The organism is Pseudideonella sakaiensis, from assembly GCF_048320135.1.
In the GTDB taxonomy this organism is placed as follows: Bacteria; Pseudomonadota; Gammaproteobacteria; order Burkholderiales; family Burkholderiaceae_C; genus Ideonella_A; species Ideonella_A sakaiensis_A.
Genome location: NZ_CP182947.1, coordinates 4910112 through 4927717, shown reverse-complemented (window position 1 = coordinate 4927717; position 17606 = coordinate 4910112). Strand labels below are relative to the sequence as shown.

17 protein-coding genes are annotated in these 17606 nt (G+C 66.7%); all 17 read right to left on the bottom strand.

The window, feature by feature from the left end:
- Positions 1–10: 10 nt before the first annotated feature.
- A complete protein-coding gene (locus ACNH6H_RS22560) occupies positions 11–1174 on the bottom strand; it encodes an ATP phosphoribosyltransferase regulatory subunit (RefSeq protein ID WP_418320523.1) in 1164 nt (387 codons plus the stop codon).
- A gap of 168 nt (positions 1175–1342) precedes the next feature.
- On the bottom strand, positions 1343–1531 hold the full coding sequence (locus tag ACNH6H_RS22555) for a DUF2065 domain-containing protein (RefSeq protein ID WP_418320522.1): 189 nt from the start codon (positions 1529–1531) through the stop codon (positions 1343–1345).
- Between the two features lie 10 nt (positions 1532–1541).
- Positions 1542–2447: a protease modulator HflC gene (hflC, locus tag ACNH6H_RS22550; protein WP_418320521.1), complete on the bottom strand. Its 906-nt coding sequence runs from the start codon at positions 2445–2447 to the stop codon at positions 1542–1544.
- 18 nt (positions 2448–2465) lie between these two features.
- Complete coding sequence (gene hflK, locus ACNH6H_RS22545) at positions 2466–3821, bottom strand: FtsH protease activity modulator HflK (RefSeq protein WP_418320520.1); 1356 nt, start codon at positions 3819–3821, stop codon at positions 2466–2468.
- Entirely contained in the window at positions 3818–4987 is a 1170-nt protein-coding gene (hflX, locus tag ACNH6H_RS22540; RefSeq protein ID WP_418321457.1) for a GTPase HflX, read from the bottom strand. Before hflX ends, hflK begins: the two co-directional genes overlap by 4 nt.
- Before the next feature lie 107 nt (positions 4988–5094).
- Positions 5095–5340, bottom strand: coding sequence for an RNA chaperone Hfq (gene hfq, locus ACNH6H_RS22535; RefSeq protein ID WP_418320519.1), 246 nt, complete (start codon positions 5338–5340; stop codon positions 5095–5097).
- A gap of 76 nt (positions 5341–5416) precedes the next feature.
- Positions 5417–6763, bottom strand: coding sequence for a ribosome biogenesis GTPase Der (gene der / locus ACNH6H_RS22530; RefSeq protein ID WP_418320518.1), 1347 nt, complete (start codon positions 6761–6763; stop codon positions 5417–5419).
- Positions 6764–6869: 106 nt separating this feature from the next.
- On the bottom strand, positions 6870–8024 hold the full coding sequence (gene bamB / locus ACNH6H_RS22525) for an outer membrane protein assembly factor BamB (RefSeq protein WP_418320517.1): 1155 nt from the start codon (positions 8022–8024) through the stop codon (positions 6870–6872).
- Complete coding sequence (locus tag ACNH6H_RS22520) at positions 8021–8674, bottom strand: YfgM family protein (protein WP_418320516.1); 654 nt, start codon at positions 8672–8674, stop codon at positions 8021–8023. Before ACNH6H_RS22520 ends, bamB begins: the two co-directional genes overlap by 4 nt.
- A 29-nt stretch (positions 8675–8703) precedes the next feature.
- Positions 8704–9987: a histidine--tRNA ligase gene (gene hisS / locus ACNH6H_RS22515; RefSeq protein WP_418320515.1), complete on the bottom strand. Its 1284-nt coding sequence runs from the start codon at positions 9985–9987 to the stop codon at positions 8704–8706.
- 80 nt (positions 9988–10067) lie between these two features.
- Positions 10068–11360, bottom strand: coding sequence for a flavodoxin-dependent (E)-4-hydroxy-3-methylbut-2-enyl-diphosphate synthase (gene ispG, locus ACNH6H_RS22510; protein ID WP_418321455.1), 1293 nt, complete (start codon positions 11358–11360; stop codon positions 10068–10070).
- A gap of 62 nt (positions 11361–11422) precedes the next feature.
- On the bottom strand, positions 11423–12328 hold the full coding sequence (locus tag ACNH6H_RS22505) for a helix-turn-helix domain-containing protein (protein ID WP_418320514.1): 906 nt from the start codon (positions 12326–12328) through the stop codon (positions 11423–11425).
- Positions 12321–13142, bottom strand: a complete 822-nt coding sequence (gene pilW / locus ACNH6H_RS22500) for a type IV pilus biogenesis/stability protein PilW (RefSeq protein ID WP_418320513.1) — start codon at positions 13140–13142, stop codon at positions 12321–12323. Before pilW ends, ACNH6H_RS22505 begins: the two co-directional genes overlap by 8 nt.
- A complete protein-coding gene (gene rlmN, locus ACNH6H_RS22495; RefSeq protein WP_418320512.1) occupies positions 13139–14320 on the bottom strand; it encodes a 23S rRNA (adenine(2503)-C(2))-methyltransferase RlmN in 1182 nt (393 codons plus the stop codon). The genes pilW and rlmN overlap by 4 nt, the downstream gene beginning before the upstream one ends.
- A gap of 61 nt (positions 14321–14381) precedes the next feature.
- Positions 14382–14807 carry a nucleoside-diphosphate kinase gene (ndk, locus tag ACNH6H_RS22490; protein ID WP_418320511.1) on the bottom strand — a complete coding sequence of 142 codons (426 nt, stop codon included), beginning with the start codon at positions 14805–14807 and terminating at the stop codon, positions 14382–14384.
- Positions 14808–14862: 55 nt separating this feature from the next.
- Positions 14863–16815 carry a pseudouridine synthase gene (locus tag ACNH6H_RS22485; RefSeq protein ID WP_418320510.1) on the bottom strand — a complete coding sequence of 651 codons (1953 nt, stop codon included), beginning with the start codon at positions 16813–16815 and terminating at the stop codon, positions 14863–14865.
- Complete coding sequence (gene scpB / locus ACNH6H_RS22480; RefSeq protein WP_418320509.1) at positions 16812–17606, bottom strand: SMC-Scp complex subunit ScpB; 795 nt, start codon at positions 17604–17606, stop codon at positions 16812–16814. Before scpB ends, ACNH6H_RS22485 begins: the two co-directional genes overlap by 4 nt.

Here is a 17606-nt window from a genome sequence, read left to right as displayed (position 1 = left end):
GGCGAGCGCTTCAGAGCGATCGCACCAGCCACTGGCCGTCAATGGCAACGAGTTCGCGATCACATTCGAACTCCTCGCCTTCGTGTTCATGTCCGGGCAGGATGCAGACGACCGCGTCGCCTTTTTCGCGCAGCCGGCGCACCGCGGCGCGCAAGGACGGATCGTCGCTCCACGGTGCGCGGATTGCTGCACCACCGCGCCGCGTCGGCAACAGGCTTGCGATCAGCTTGACGTCCAGACTGAAGCCGACGGCGGGCCGGTTGCGCCCGAATACCGCACCGACCTCGTCGTAGCGGCCGCCACGCAGCACCGCGTCGCTCGATCCGGCGGCATACACCGCGAACCGCGAACCGCTGTAATAGGAATAGCCGCCGAGGTCGGCCAGGTCGACACCGAGCTGCACCGTCGGGTGCACCCGCGCGACATGTTCTGCCAGTTGCCGCAGATCGGCCAGCGCCCGCTGCAACGGCGCGCGCGCCGGCAGTTGCTTCTCGGCTGCCTGCAGCACGTCGACCGCGCCATACAAGCCGAGCAGCTGCTGCAGTCCAGCGCGGGCCTCGTCGGGAAAGCCGGAACTGGCTTCGCGCAGCGCCGCCGGATCCTTCGCGGCAAGCGCGGCAACCACCTCCGACAGACTCGCCGCATCGACCGGAATCCCGGCCAGCAGCGAACGAACGATGCGGGTGTCGCCGAGGTCGAGCGCGATGCCGTCGAGGCCGGCACTCGCCAGGCCGTCGAGCGCCAGATCGATGATCTCGAGTTCGGCCTCGATGCCGCCGTGCCCGTAGATCTCGGCGCCGAACTGCAGGGGCTCGCGACTGGCACTCAGGCCCGCGGGCCGCGTGTGCAGCACCGGGCCGCAATAACAAAGTCGCGCCAGCCCGACACGATTCAGAAGATGGGCATCGATGCGGGCGACCTGCGGCGTCGTGTCCGCACGGACGCCGAGGGTGCGGCCGCTCAGCTGATCGGCGAGCTTGAAGGTCTGCAGATCGAGCGCATGGCCGGTTCCGGACAACAGCGACTCGAGGTGCTCGAGCAGCGGAGGAATGACCAGTTCGTAACCGCAACGACGCGCCCCGTCGATCAGGCCACGTCGCAATTCCTCGATGTGCCGAGCCTGCGCGGGAAGCACATCCGAGATGTGCTCAGGCAACAGCCAAGCAGACGACATGTGATTTCGACAGGATTAAAACCGGGATTGTACCGGCCCCCCAGTCGCTGCGCTCCTGCCCCCAAGGGGCGCCGCCTGGCGGACCGGCAAAGCCGGATCCGCGGGCGTTGCTTGACGGGGCTGCGGCCGCTGCGCGGCGCAGCAAACCGATCGAGCGCTTCGGGAGACTTAATTCCAGAAGACCAGCAGCATCGCGACGCCGGCGAGCATGCTGGTCAGGCCGATGAAGCGGATCTGGCCATCGCTCATCTGGATCGCGCGTTCGAAGACCCGGCGCCAGGCTCCGGGGTTGAAAAACGGCAGCAGGCCCTCGACCACCAGCATCAGCGCAAGCGCGCCCAGCAGCAGGTCTCCCACCGTTGCAGCCTCAGCGGCGTGGCGCCGCCGAAGGCGCGGCTGCGCTGGAGCCGCCGCCGCTGCGCATGGCCTTGAAGAAGTCGCTGGACGGGTCGAGCACCATCACGTCCGACTTGTTGCGGAAGCTCGCCCGGTAGGCCTCGAGGCTGCGGTAGAACTGCGCAAACTGCGGATCGCGGCCAAAGGCCTCGGCGAAGATCGCAGCTGCTCTCGCATCGCCCTCACCCTTGACCTTCTGCGCATCGCGGTAGGCTTCGGCAACGATCACGTCGCGCTGGCGGTCCGCATCGGCGCGGATCTTTTCGCTTTCAGCCGCACCGGTCGAGCGCAGTTCGTTGGCAACCCGCTTGCGTTCGGACTCCATGCGCCGGTAGATCGAGTCGGTGATCGTCGCCGAGAAATCGACCCGCTTGATCCGCACGTCGACGATCTGGATACCGAACGAGGTCGCCTCGTCGGCGAGACGCTCGCGCACGCCCTGCATCACCCGCTCGCGATCGGTGGCCAGCATCTCCTGCACCGTGCGCTTCGTGACCTCCTCGTTGAACGCGGCCTGCACGACCGGGCTCAGCCTCGACTCGAGGTTGCGGATGTCGACGCCGTTGTTGCGGATGAACTGCCGCGCATCGGAGATGCGCCACTTGATCAGCCAGTCGATCACCAGCGCCTTCTTCTCGGCGGTGAAGATCGGCCGCGTTTCCGGGCTGTCGAGCGTCTGCACACGCCGATCGAGGAAGACCACGTTCTGGAACGGCGGCGGCATCTTGAATTTCAGACCCGGCGTGGTCACCACCTCCTTGATCTCGCCGAGTGCGTAGATCACCGCGAACTGCCGCTGATCGACGATGAACAAGGTGGAAAAGGCAATCATCAGCGCGATCAACGCGCCGGAAACGATCAGACCAATGCGATTCATGACAACGGGACCCGGGGTTCAGCGGCTATCACGGTCGCGGCTGCGTTGACCGTCGCGCGAGCGCACGTCGACGGCAGCGGCCGGAACGGTGGGATTGACTTCACTGGACGTCGCCGCCGGCGGCGGCGCCTCGCCCGACTGCTGCGACAGCAGCTTGTCCAGCGGCAGGTACAGCAGATTCGAATTGTTGCGGCTGTCGACCATCACCTTGCTGACATTGCTGAACACCTGCTGCATCGTGTCGATGTACATCCGGTCGCGGGTCACGGCCGGCGCCTTCTGGTATTCGGTGAGCACGCTGGCAAACCGCCTCGCATCACCTTCGGCCTGCGCAATCACGCGCGCCTTGTAGCCTTCGGACTCCTCGCGCAGCCGCGCCGCGGTACCCTGCGCCTTCGGGATCACATCGTTCGCGTAGGCCTGACCTTCGTTTTTCAGCCGTTCGCGGTCGGCGCCAGCCTTGAAGGCATCGTCGAACGCGGCCTGCACCTGTTCGGGCGCCTGCACGTTCTGCATGTTGACGTTGGCGACGATGATGCCGGCCTGCAGGCGGTCGAGCTGCTCCTGGATCGACTTGACGAGATCGGCGGCGATCGCATCACGCCGCTCGTACAGCACCGAATCCATCAGGCTCTTGCCGACGATTTCCCGCACCGCCGATTCGGCAGCCTGCACCACCGCTTCGTCGGGGTTGCGGTTCTCGAACAGATAGGCCCGAGCATCCTTCAGCCGATACTGCACCGTGAAGCGGATGTCGACGATATTCTCGTCCTGCGTCAGCATCGACGAATCGCGGATGCCGGTCGATTGCACCACCGCGCTGCGTCCGACCTCGACCGATCGCAGCTGCGTCACCGGCACCGTTTCGTGGGCCTGGAACGGATACGGCAGGCGCCACTGGATGCCGGCATCTGCGGTATGGCTGTATTTGCCGAACGAGGTCACCACCGCCTGCTGCCCTTCCTGCACGATGAAGATGCCGCTGCCGAGCCAGATCAGCAGCACGACGCCGGCAATCAGGCCGACGCCGATGCCGGCGCTTTTCATGTCGGGCTGGAAGCCGGGGCCTCCACCGCCGCCGTCACCGCCGCCGCGCGGTCCATCAGGCCCGCGACCCGGGCCCTTGCCGCCGAACAGTCCGCTCAGCTTGCGGTTGAAATCGCGCCACAGTTCGTCGAGGTCTGGCGGCCCGTCGCCGCGATTGCCGTTGTTGAGGATCGGCCCATCGATGGATGAAAGGCCGGCCGGCCGGCCGCGCAGGCGATGCACCGCACGCGCGACGAGCGCGCTGCTGAGGCGGCGCAGCGAAACGATCAGCTCGCGCAGGCGCGAGTCCGATCGGGGAACGGCTTCAAAGGTGGATCGAGAGGTCATGCTGCAGATTGGTGGAAATCGTTCGGCGACGCGTCGGGGACGTCGTCACTCCCTGGCATTGGCGCCGAGTCCGGCGGGTCTTCGCCCTCGACAGCAGCGGCGATGACCCGGCGCAATTCGGGCAGACCGTCGCCGCTGGCCGCGCTGAGAAAGATGCGCGGCACCCGGCGGCCGGTCTCGATCTCGAAGACGTCGCTGCGCTCGCGCGGCAATTCGGCCTGGTCGAGCTGGTCGGCCTTGTTGAAGACCAGAAGCTGCGGCACCTCGCCGGCGCCGATCTCGCGCAGCACACGCTGGACTTCGGAGATCTGCTCGAGCCGCTGCGGGCTGGAGGCATCGACGACGTGCAGCAGCAGATCGGCGTCGGCAGCCTCCTGCAAGGTTGCCTCGAAGGCCTCGACGAGCTTGTGTGGCAGTTCGCGGATGAATCCGACCGTATCGGACACCGACACCGATCGGCGTGAGTCGTCCAGATGCAGCTGGCGCGTGGTCGTGTCGAGCGTCGCGAACAACTGGTCGGCGGCGTAGGCATTGGCCTTCACCAATGCATTGAACAACGTCGACTTGCCGGCATTGGTATAGCCGACCAGCGAGATCCGAAAGGTCTGGTTGCGCTCGCGGGCGCGGCGCTGCGTCTTGCGCTGCTTTTTCACGCGCACCAGCCGCTGCTTCACCGACTTGATGCGATCGTCGATCATCCGCCGGTCCAGTTCGATCTGCGCCTCACCCGGGCCGCCGCGGCCGCCGATGCCGCCGCGCTGGCGCTCGAGGTGGCTCCAGCGGCGCACCAGCCGGGTCGCCAGATATTGCAATCGCGCCAGCTCAACCTGCAGCTTGCCTTCGTGGCTTTGCGCACGCTCGCCGAAAATCTCGAGGATCAGCATCGTGCGGTCGGCGACGGCGACGCCGAGATGGCGTTCGAGGTTGCGCTGCTGGGCCGGCGACAGCGCCTGGTCGAACAGCACCGCTTCGGCCTGCAGGTCGTGGACCATCGCCTTGACTTCGTCGGCCTTGCCGGATCCGATGAACAGCGCCGCATCCGGCGCCTTGCGCCGCGCAACCACCCGCGCCACCGGATGATCGCCGGCCGACTCTGCCAGCAAAGCCAGTTCGTCGAGGCTTTCGTCGAAACCGGGACGACCTGCGAATTGCACACCGACCAGGATGGCGCGCGCAGCGCCACCGCCGCCTGCCCGGGTGTCGGACGCAGGCACAGCGGCGTCGGGCTCGTTCAACACGGAGGGCCCGGCAGGTCGATCGGATGCAGCGCGACTCAGGGGGTTTGCTCCGGCGCTTCGGCGGCACTGAAATTGACCGCCCGGCTCGGCACCACCGTGGAGATGGCGTGTTTGTAGACCATCTGCGTGACGGTATTGCGCAACAGCACGACGTACTGGTCGAAGGACTCGATGTGGCCCTGCAGCTTGATGCCGTTGACCAGGTAGATCGAAACCGGAACATGCTCCTTGCGCAGGAGGTTCAGGAAGGGATCCTGCAGAAGCTGACCTTTGTTGCTCACGATATTCTCCGTGTTGAAAAACCGTCTGGACCGGTCGATACGGTACCACAGCGCCCCGCTCGCGCAGGCGGCCGGATCAGCCTGCCTTGCCCGCGAAAGGGTTGCGACTCGAACGCATCTCGATGCGCAGTGGCGTTCCAGAAAGCTTGAAGTGGGCCCGGATGCGCGTCTCGAGATAACGCTTGTAGACCTCGGTGACATGTTCGAGCGAGTTGCCGTGCACGATGACCACCGGCGGATTCATGCCGCCCTGGTGCGCATAACGCAATTTTGGCCGGAACATGCCGGAGCGTTTCGGCGTCTGGTGTTCGACCGCCTCCTGGATCAGTCGGGTCAGCACCGGCGTCGACATCTTGCAGTTCGCCGACGCATGGGCATCGGCGATCGCCTTCCAGACCGGGCCGAGGCCCTGCCGCTTGATCGCCGAGATATTGAGCACCGGAGCGAATTTGAGGAAGGCAAGCCGCTGCTCGATCGAGCGCTGCAGCAATTCCTTCTGATAGGCGTCGACGGCATCCCACTTGTTGACCGCGATCACCACCGCGCGCCCGCTTTCGAGGATGTAGCCGGCGATATGCGCATCCTGCTCGCTGACGCCTTGCGTCGCATCGAGCAGCAGCAGCACGACATTCGCATCGGCAATCGCCTGCAGCGTCTTGACGACCGAAAACTTCTCGATCGCCTCGAAAACCTTGCCGCGCCGGCGCAGGCCCGCGGTGTCGATCAGCTGGAACTGCTGGCCATGGCGCTCGAACGGCACGGTGATCGCGTCGCGTGTCGTGCCGGGCAGGTCGAATGCGACCAGCCGCTCTTCGCCGAGCCAGGTATTGATCAATGTGCTCTTGCCGACGTTCGGCCGCCCGGCCACCGCCAGCCGGATCGGCCTCGCGCCGGCATCGTCGGCTTCTTCCTCGTCGTCGTCCGGCTCGGGGCCGAACGGATCGAGCGCGGCTTCGAGCAGGCTGCGGATGCCCTGCCCGTGCGCCGACGACACCGGATGCGGATCACCGATTCCGAGTTCGTGGAATTCGCCGAGCAGCGGCGACTCGACCATGCCCTCGGCCTTGTTGGCGGCGAGCACGACGCGTTTGCCGATCGAGCGCAGATAACGCGCGATGTCGTGGTCCTGCGCCGACAGCCCGGCGCGGATGTCGACGACGAAGATCACCGCATCGGCTTCGGCGACCGCCTGCCGCGTCTGCTTGGCCATTTCGCGGACGATGCCGGTCGTGCTGTCCGGCTCGAAGCCACCGGTATCGACGACGATGAATTCGCGGTTGCCGAGCCGCCCGTCGCCGTAGTGGCGGTCGCGCGTCAGCCCCGAGAAGTCGGCGACGATCGCATCCCGGGTTTTAGTCATCCGGTTGAACAATGTCGACTTGCCGACATTGGGCCGCCCGACGATCGCAATGACCGGCTTCATCGAATCGACCGTGAAATGGCGCGGGCAGGCATCCACCACGGATGCGGCGGCATCGCCGGCCCGCCACTGGCGGGACGGGCGCTGCCGCCACGGGCTTGGACCAGCATCATTCGGAGCGAATCCCGACGATCGAGCCGTTGCGGGTCGCGACGACGATCGTGCGCCCGGCAAGAACCGGAGTGCCGACGATCGCACTGCCGTCGGTTGGCAGCCGCAGCCGGGTCGCGCCGTCGCCCTTCGACAGAAAATGGACGGTGCCCTGGGCATCGCCGAAGACGACGGCGTCGCGGGTGACCAGCGGTGTCGCCAGCTCGCGGTACAGCAGTTTCTCGCTGCTCCACGCGGCATCACCCGAGCCGGTTTTCCATGTGCTCACCCGATCCGACGCATCGGCGGCGGCGACCAGTTCCTCATCGGCTCCAAGCCCATCGGTGCCACCGAGGTTGCGAGTCCACGACAATGCGCCGCGCTCGGCATTGACGCAGGTGATCGCGGCCTGGAAGGCACGCGCACAGACCGTTTCGCCGACCCGCACCGCAGGCCCGACCAGATCGGCCAGGCGTTCGATCTCGTTGGTGCCGCGCGGCGCGGCGATCGCCACTTCCCAGCGCACCGTGCCGTTGTCAGGATCGAGTCCGACCAGCCGCGGTCCCTGGCCGACCAGCAAGGTATTCTTGTACGGCGCGATCACACCGCGCTGGGCAAGCGTCAGCGGTTCGCCGGAGCGGCGGACCTCCCACAGCTGGCGACCGTCGAGGACGTCGAAGGCACGGACACTGCGGTCGCTGCCGAGAACGAAGACCCGCGCACCGGCGACCAGCGGTTCGGTATTAACCTGGATGCCGAGTTTCTTGCGCCAGGCAAGGCGACCACTGTCGAGGACGAACAGTTCGCCGTCGCGGCTGACCACGGCGGCATGCCGGCCGTCGCCGCCGACACCGGCGCCGAGCCGCGCGCCGAGCGAAACGCGCCACAGCACGCGGCCGGTATCGGCTTCGATGGAAGCCATCGTGCCATCACTGCTGGCAACGGTCAGCGCACTGCCGTTGACCGCGATCGCCAGCGGAAACTGGACATTGCCGATGCGCTGCTGCCAGACCACGCGGCCGGGCAGCGGCGAGCTGATCGCTTCGAGCGGGCCCGGCTTCGGTTTTGCCGGGCCACTGGCGCAACCGGCCACGACAACAACGGCCAGCGCGGTCGCAGCCCAGCGTGCCAATCGCGACGCCGTCGATGCAGGAAGGAAATCAGATCGGATCATCGGGCGGCCTCCGGTGCAGCGCCGAGCGCCGTCAATTTGGCTTCAACCAGGCGCCGGTAGGCAACTTCGCTGTCGAAGGCCTTCCAGGCCTGCTGGTAGGCGGCCTTTGCCTCGTCGAGCTTGCCCTGGGCCTGCAGGATGTCGCCGCGGCGATCGGCGACCAGCGCCTCGAACTCCTTGCCTTCGGCGGCATCGAGCTGTTTCAACGCGGCGTCGTACTGCTGCGCATCGAGCAGCAGGCCGGCCAGCCGCAGGTGCGCAAGCGCTCGATATTCGGTGTCGGTGGCCTCTTCGGCAACCCAGCGCAACGTCGCCTGCGCGGCGTCGGACTGACCTTTCTCGTGTTGCAGCTTGGCGGCGAGCATGCCGGCCTGCTGCGCATAGGCGGTCCGCGGGTAACGCGATTTCAGATCGTCGAAGATCCTGCTGGCAGTGGCCACGTCGTCGGAACCGACCGCCTTGTCGAGCTCGTCGTACATGCCGCTGGCACTGACCGCCTGCTCGCGCTGCCACCAGTTCCAGCCGTTCCAGGCGGCAAAACTGCCGAGCACCGCGATCAGCAGCCAGGTGATCAGATTGCCGTATTGCTTCCAGAAGGCCTTCAGCTGGTCGAGTTGTTCTTGTTCTTCCAGGTCGAGTTGCGTTGCCATGTCGAGTATTACCTTCAGCGAAGGCGCGATTATGCGTTGAGGAGTTCGGCCGCCCAGTCGGCGACCTTGTCGAGTGACAGGCTGCGCTGCGGCACTGCGGCATCGCGCAGGTCCTTCAGCGCGACCTCACCACGCGCCAGTTCTTCGTCGCCGAAGATCAGCGCGTAGCGCGCGCCGCTGGAATCGGCGCGACGGAATTGCGCCTTCATGCCACTCAGGCCGGCATTCATCAGCACCGAGACACCGGCTGCCCGCAACGTCTCCAATGCGGCAAAGACCTTTGGCAGCGCATCGGCCGCCGGCACCACGGCATAGACGTTCGGCGCTTCGGCCGGCGCAGCAATCTTCAACTCTTCGAGCAGCAGCAGCAGACGCTCCATGCCGAGCCCGAAACCGACCGCCGGCGCCGGCTTGCCACCGAGTTGTTCGATCAGCCCATCATAGCGGCCGCCGCCACAGACCGTGCCCTGCGCGCCGAGGCGCTCGGTGACCCACTCGAACACCGTCAGGTTGTAGTAGTCGAGGCCACGCACCAGCCGCGGATTGACACGGTAGGCGAGCCCGGCGGCATCGAGCACCGCTCGCACGGCATCGAAATGAGCCAGCGAGTCGGCGCCGAGAAAATCGCTCAGCTTCGGCGCCGCCTCGATCAGCGCCTGCATCGCCGGGTTCTTGCTGTCGAGGATGCGCAGCGGATTGCTGTGCAGCCGGCGCTGCGAGTCTTCGTCGAGCTGCTGCGCATGGGCCGTCAGATAGTCGACCAGCGCGGCGCGGTGCGCCTGTCGCTCGTCGGGCTGGCCAAGGCTGTTCAGCTCGAGCCTGATGTCGCTGCCTTCAACGAGACCCAGCTGGCGCCACAGCGCGCGCAGCAGCAGGATCAATTCGGCATCGACGTCCGGACCTGCATAACCGAGCGCCTCGACCCCGAACTGGTGGAACTGCCGCGAGCGGCCCTTCTGCGGCCGCTCGTGGCGGAACATCGGCCCGATGTAATAGAGCCGGCGTCCGCCGTCGCGCAGCAGATTGTGTTCGATCATCGACCGGACGACGCCGGCGGTATTTTCCGGACGCAGCGACAGCCGGTCGCCGTTCATCGAATCCTCGAACGAATACATCTCCTTCTCGACGATGTCGGTCACCTCGCCGAGCCCGCGAACGAACAAGGCCGTCGGCTCGACGATCGGCGTTCTGACATTGGCATATCCGTAGCGACGCATCAGGCTGCGGATCTGCTCCTCCAGCCATTCCCAGCGCGCCGAATCCGGCGGCAGGATGTCGTTCATGCCTTTGACGGCTCTCAGCGTTGTCGCCATTGCAGGTATTGCGTTGAAAGTGGAAGCGGGCCGCGCCGCGGCCGCGCTGCTGTCAGCGGACCGGACCGTGCTGCCCGGAATCAGGCGTTTTCGGCCAGCGGCGGCGTCACGGCAGCGTCGCCGGACCCGCCGTAGCGTTTCTCGATATAAGCCGATACCAGGGAATGGAACTCCTGGACGATGTTGTCGCCGCGCAGGGTCAGCGCCTTTTCCCCATCGATGAAGACCGGCGCGGCCGGCGACTCGCCGGTGCCGGGCAGGCTGATGCCGATGTCGGCGTGTTTGCTTTCGCCGGGACCGTTGACGATGCATCCCATCACCGCAACCTTCAGTGACTCGACGCCCGGATATTTGCCTCGCCAGACCGGCATCTGCGCGCGCAGGAAATCGTCGATCTGCTTGGCGAGCTCCTGGAAGGTCGTGCTCGTCGTGCGGCCGCAGCCAGGGCATGCCGTCACGCTGGGATTAAAGGCTCGCAGGCCGAGCGACTGCAGCACCTCCAGTGCCACCGCCACCTCCTGGGTCCGCGCCTCACCGGGCTGCGGGGTCAGCGAAACGCGGATCGTGTCGCCGATGCCCTCCTGCAGCAGCAGCGCCAGCGCCGCCGTCGATGCAACGGTACCCTTGGTGCCCATGCCGGCCTCGGTCAGGCCGAGGTGCAGCGCGTAGCGGCAGCGGCGTGCCAATGCGCGGTAGACGCTGACCAGGTCCTGCACCCCGCTCATCTTGCACGACAGGATGATCTGGTTGGCCGGCAGGCCGATCCGTTCGGCGTCGCGCGCCGATTCGAGTGCCGAGCCGACGATCGCCCGGTACATGATCTGCTGCGGCTCGAACGGCTCCGGCAAACGTGCGTTGTCGTCCATCATCCGCGCCAGCAGTTCCTGGTCGAGGCTGCCCCAGTTGACACCGATGCGCACCGCCTTGCCGAGCCGCGCCGCGATCTCGATCATCTGCGCAAACTGCCGATCGCCCTTTTCACCCTTGCCGACATTGCCCGGATTGATGCGGTATTTCGACAGGGCCTCGGCGCATGCCGGGTGATCACTCAGCAGGCGGTGGCCGTTGTAATGGAAATCCCCGACCAGTGGCACATCGATGCCCATCCGATCCAGCTGCTCTCGGATGTGCGGCACCGCGGCAGCAGCTTCCGGCGTATTGACGGTGATGCGCACCAGCTCGGAGCCGGCAACCGCGAGCTGCTTGACCTGGATCGCCGTGCCGATCACATCGACGGTGTCGGTATTCGTCATCGACTGCACGCGCACCGGCGCATCGCCACCGATCGTCACGACGCGATCGCCCCATCGTACGACTGCCTGCAGGCGGTTGCGCGCCGCAGGCCGCGCCGGTTCGATGAAGCCGTCGGGCAGATCGTGGCCCGCAGTGCCAGAGCTACCGGCCGCTGCGTCGTCTGGATGGTCTGGTCTGGCAGTCACTTCAGCAGCACTCGCGCGATGTTTTCGTTGGTCATCGGTGCGAGATCGATCAGCTCGCCCCGATAACGCAGCCTGGTTGCGGCCGCATTGCCGATTTTCACCCGCATCGGCATGACCCCGTCGAGCTGCACGGTTTCGTCCGGCCGCAGGCTGCGCGACAGCAGCACCCGGTCACGGCCGTCCTTGACCTCGATCCACGACTCGGCGGTGGCATGCAGTTCAAGCACCCCCGGCGGCGGCGCCGTCGTCGAAGGCGCGACCGACAGCGGGGCAGCCGAAGCCGCCGGCGCGGCAGCACCCGGCTCGGCCGTTGGCGTCGGTTGCGACGCCGCGGCAGCCGGCGCCTGGCCGGACTGCGCGATCAGGTCGATCGACGGGTGGATGGTTTCGATGACGGTATCCTGGTCCGCCGGCTGGCCGGTACCACGGATGGCGCCGGTGACGTCGGCAATCAGCGACTTGGTCGATTCGAGCAACGAGCCGGGCAGGAAAAATACCAGCGCGGCCAGAGCCAGCACCAGCGCCGGCGCCCATGCCGCCTTCAGCGTCGCCGCCCAGGCGAGCGGATCGAGCCGCGAGGGATGGTCGCGGAACGGCTCGTTCAGGCCTTCGCTGACCAGTTCGATGCGGTGCCCGGACGGCGGCGGCAACTTTGCCAGCACTGGCGCAGCGTCGATCTTCAAGGCCCGGCAAACGGCCTGCGCCAGCGCGCGTGCAAACGTCGCGTCCGGCAATTCATCGAAGCGCTCGGCCTCGAGCATCTCGAGCTTGCGCACGCTGACCTTCATCGACGTCGCCAGCATGTCGATCGACATGCCCTGCGCCTCGCGCGCTTCACGCAACAAGCGACCCGCGCCACCCTTCGCGGTGTCGGTTGGCGTCGCAGCGTCGAATTCATTCATCGAACCGCCTCCGCTCATAAGCGCCGGCCTCCGGCGACTCAGGGAACCGCGCCGCCAACTGCTCGCCCATCGCACGCGCAGCCTGCGCATTGCCGAGCTTGTTCTCGATCTTCGCCGCCAGCCACAAGGTCTGCGCGCTGCTCGATTCGAGGCGTCCGTTGACGCGCCGCATCAGCTGCCGCGCACGTTCGAAGGAACCGCGCTGATAAAGGACTTCGGCCAGATTGACGGCGATCAGCGGGCTGCCGGAATCGAGGTCGTAGGCCCGCTCGAGGATGGCCTCGGCCAAATCCAGCCGGCCGGCCCGCGCATGGCAGACCCCGCGCGCCAGAAAGGTCTTCGCGGTCGCGTCGTAGCGTGGCACCTCGAGTGCGCGCTTGAACAGCGCCTCGGCCTCGGCGTGGCGCGACTGCTGGCACAGGTGCCAGCCGTAGTTGTGCATCGTGTCGGCATCGGCCGGGTCGAGCGCCAGCGCGCGCTGGAAACTTTCCTCGGCCAGCTGGTTGTCACCGAGATTCGAATAGATCAGGCCGCGCAGATTGAATGCCGGCGCGATCATCGGATCGGCGGCAATCGCCTGCTTGACCTGATCGAGCGCGATCACCACCTGGCCGCGCGCGAAATAGGCGCTCGCCAGTTCGAGCCGCACCCGTGCGCGCCGCGTGTGCTCGGGCTCGTCGGACGAGGTGATGCGATCGGGCGTCGCGGTTTGCAGGATGTTCGGCCCGCGAGCGCCGCCGCTCGCGCAGGCGGCCAGCAGCGCGGCCAGCAACACGGCCATTGCCATCTTCAGCAACGAGGTGCCTGCCGTCATCGCACCCCCTCCGGCGGCACCGGCCGCACTGCAGAACCACGCGCATGGATGCGGATCGGCGCCCGCGTTGCGGTGCGCTGCCTGACGCTGGTGCGGTCCTGGACTTCGCCGGCCAGCTGACCGCAGGCGGCATCGATATCGTCACCGCGCGTCTTGCGCACCGTCGTGACGACGCCACCGTCCTGCAGGCAGCGCGCAAACGCCTGCACGCGCTCGGTCGGCGAGCGCAACAGCCCGGAGGCCGGGAAGGGATTGAACGGAATCAGGTTGAACTTGCAGTTGACGACCGGCACCGGCTGGCCATCGGCGCCGCGCCCGCGGGTCATCTGCAGCAGCTGACCGGCCTGCTCGAGGCTGTCGTTGACGCCGTCGAGCATGCAATATTCGAAGGTGATGAAGTCGCGCGGCGCGCGCTCCAGATAACGCTCGCAGGCGCCGAGCAGCTCGGCAATCGGGTATTTCCGGTTCAGCGGCACGAGGTCGTCGCGCAGCAGGTCGGCCGGCGCGTGCAGCGATACCGCCAGCGCGACCGGACAGTCCTCGCGCAGCCGGTCGATCATCGGAACGACCCCCGACGTCGATACCGTCACTCGACGGCGCGACAGCCCGTAGGCATGGTCATCGAGCATCACGCGCAGTGCCGGCAGCAACGCCGCATAGTTCTGCAGCGGCTCTCCCATGCCCATCATCACCACATTGGTGATCGCCCGCTGGCCAACCGGCAACTGCAGCCGCTTGCGCAAATGGTGTTCGGCAAACCACAGCTGGGCGACGATCTCGCCGGTCGACAGGTTGCGGCTGAAGCCCTGGTGGCCGGTCGAGCAGAAGCGGCAGCCGACCGCACATCCGGCCTGCGACGAGATGCACAAGGTGCCGCGGTCGTCTTCCGGAATGAAGACGGTCTCGACCGCATCACCGTTGCCGACCGAAAAAAGCCACTTGATCGTGCCGTCGGCCGAAGCCTGTTCGCTGATCACCTCGAGCGGCTTGATGAAGGCCGATTGATCGAGCTTTTCGCGCAGCGATTTCGCGAGGTCGCTCATCAGCGCAAAGTCCGAAGCACCGCGCTGGTGAATCCAGCGGAACAACTGCGTCGCCCGAAAACGCTTCTCTCCGAATCCAGCACACCAGCGTGCGAGACCTTCGAGATCGAAGTCGAGCAGATTGACAGCGTTCATGCCAGCGCGGATGGAGACCTTTGCGACGAAGTTGACAGGTGGTGTGGACCGGAAATCCGGTTCAGCGACTGTAAACGTTCATTGCCGGGAAGAAGAACGCCACTTCGACCGCGGCGGTCTCCGGCGCATCCGAACCATGGACGGCATTGGCGTCGATGCTGTCGGCAAAGTCGGCGCGGATCGTTCCCTTCTCGGCCTTCTTCGGATCAGTCGCGCCCATCAGGTCGCGGTTCTTCGCGATCGCGCCTTCACCCTCGAGCACCTGGATCATCACCGGGCCGGAGATCATGAATTCGACCAGGTCGTTGAAAAACGGCCGCGACTTGTGGACGGCGTAGAAAGCCTCGGCTTCGCCGCGCGACAAGTGCGCCATCCGGGCAGCAATCACCTTTAGACCGGCGCCTTCGAAGCGGCTGTAGATCTGACCGATCACATTCTTGGCAACCGCATCGGGTTTGATGATCGACAGGGTACGTTCAATGGCCATCCGATTCTCCTGAATTCAACAGTGGGCAAAGCCGACAATTGTAGCTCGGCCGGCCTCACCGACCCCGCTTGCCGCCTCGGCCGCCGCCGAAGCCACCGCCGCGATTGCCACCTCCACCACCGCCACCACCACCACCGCCGCCGCGGTTCTTGCGGTGGAAGGCGTCGGCGCCGATATAACCAACCGAGGTCTGCAACGGATCGGGTTCGCGCGGCGCGCCGGGCTTGCGCGGCGCATTGCGTTGCGGCGAACTGCCGCCCGGCCCGAAACCGCCGCCGCCCTGGCCGAAGCCGCGGCTGGCCGAGTTGCGCGGGTTCTGCACGAAGCGCTTGTCGAAGGTCTGCTCGAGCGGATTCGGGATCCGCGCCGGATCGAAATCGTCTTCGAGGTCGTCGTCGCGATCATGGCTCGGCCGCACGTTGCCGTCGTCGCGAGGCGGACGCTGGTTGCCACGCGGTCCGGCATTCGGAGGACCCTTCTGCGCATTGTTCTGCGGCCGGTCGCCGCGCCGCTTGTTGCGACCGCCACGCTCCTCCGACTTGCCGCCCTGGCCGGGCTGTGCCGGCCTGGCCTCGTTGCGCGGACCGCCGGCGAGCTGCCTGATCGCGCGCACATCGGCCGGATCGAGGTCGACCCAGACGCCGCGCTTCAGGCCGCGCGGCAGCACGACCGTGCCGTAACGAATCCGGATCAGCCGGCTGACGGTCAGCTCGACCGCGTCGAACATCTTGCGCACCTCGCGGTTGCGCCCTTCGGTGATGACCACCCGGTACCAGTGGTTCGCGCCTTCGCCGCCGCCGTCCTCGATCGAGCGGAACGATGCGGTCTGGCCATCGATGTTGACGCCCTCGAGCAACTGCATCTTGTCCATCTCGTCGAGTTTGCCGAGCACGCGCACCGCATATTCGCGTTCGACGCCGAAACGCGGATGCATCAGCTGGTTCGCGAGTTCGCCCGAGTTGGTGAACAGCAGCAGGCCCTCGGTATTCAGGTCGAGCCGGCCGACCGATTGCCATTTGCCCTGCTGCAAGCGCGGCAGCCGCCGGAAAACAGTCGGTCGGTTCTGCGGATCGTCGTGACTGACGACCTCGCCGGCCGGCTTGTGGTACGCGAGGATGCGCGGCGGCGGCGGCACGATCCGCACACGCACCGGCTTGCCGCGCACGGTGATGCGGTCGCCGAACGAAATGCGCTGGCCGATGTGCGCGGTTTCGCCATTGACCTCGACCTCGCCCTCCTGGATCAGCGCTTCCATGTCGCGGCGCGAGCCGATGCCCGACTGCGCAAGCACCTTCTGCAACTTCGGCGCGTCCGGCTCGGGCAGCAGCACCCGCTTGTGCGGCGGTGGCGGCTCCGGCACCTCTTCGGCTGCGGCATCGTATTCGCCGGACACCACCTGCGCGAACACCTCGGCAGAGTCGGTCGGCTCAGGGCGCGGCTGGGCCGGCTCGTCGTCATCATCGTCGTCGTCGAGATCGAATCGCCGATCTGCGCCGCCTGCGTCGACCGGTGCATCGGCTGCGCGCTCGCCGCCCTGATTGCGCTCGCCGCGCGGCTTGCGGCGGCGCCGGTTGCGCCCGGAGCGCGGCTCTCCCGACCCATCCCCGCCGGATGCCTCACCCCCCTCGGACGACTGCGTCTCGCCTTCGGCCGTGGTCCGCTCGCTGGCAACGGACTCCGCGGCGGTCTCCGGCGCCGCATCGCTGCGCCGCGAAGCCGGCAGCACATCGTCGATGCTCGGCGCGGCGAACAGGTCCTCGGTAGGCTGCGCCATCGTCTCGACGGCGACCGCAACGCGCCGCTTGCGCGGCGCTTTCACCGGCGCCACCGGTTCATCGGCAGCAGCGGTGACGGCAGATTCACCGACCGCGGCGTCGACCGGTGCGTCCGGCAACGAAGCGCCTTCGGCCGCAGCCTTGCTCGCGCGTTTGCGCCGCGCCGGTGCCGGCTTGTCGCTTGCGGTCTCCGGCTCACGCGGGATTTCGGGGTGGTCGGCGTCTACAGTCATGCTTGAGGTTCCATCGGGACGGCATTGGCCGCAGGTTCGGGTTTGGTTTCTTCGCTCGGGGACTCGGAGGCTTCGGCGCTTTCCGCGCCGCGGTCGGCGGCCACCGCCGCCGGATCGGCGTCGACGCCTGCATCGGCTTCGGGATCAGCATCAGCGTCGTGATCGGCTTGGCCATCGGCTGCATCGTCGTCGGCCTGCGCCGCATCGAGCGCAAGCGCAGCCTGTGCATCGTCAAGCGAATGCTGGCCAAGCCGCGCCGCGACATCGGCACTGGAGACGGTTCCGGTATCGGACGCGGGCAACTGCTCGAGGCTGGCCAGACCGAGGTCGTCGAGGAACTGTCGCGTCGTCGCGAGCAGCGCGGGCCGGCCCGGCGCCTCGCGATATCCGATCGAATCGACCCAGCCGCGATCCTCGAGCTGCTTGATGATCTGCGTCGATACCGTCACGCCGCGGATATCCTCGATGTCGCCGCGCGTGACCGGTTGCCGGTAGGCGATGATCGCCAGCGTCTCCAGCACCGCCCTCGAATAACGCGGCGGCTTCTCCGGATTGAGGCGGTCGAGGTATTCGCGCATCTCCGGCCGGCTCTGAAAACGCCAGCCGCTGGCGACCGCAACCAGCTCGACACCGCGGCCCTGCCAGTCGCGCTCCAGCTCGTCGAGCAACAGGCGCAGACCGTCGGCATTGATCTCGTCGGCAAACAGCTGCCGCATCTCGCGCAACGGCATCGGCTCGCGGGCGCAGATCAGCGCTGTTTCGAGGACGCGTTTTGCATCCTGGGTATTCAT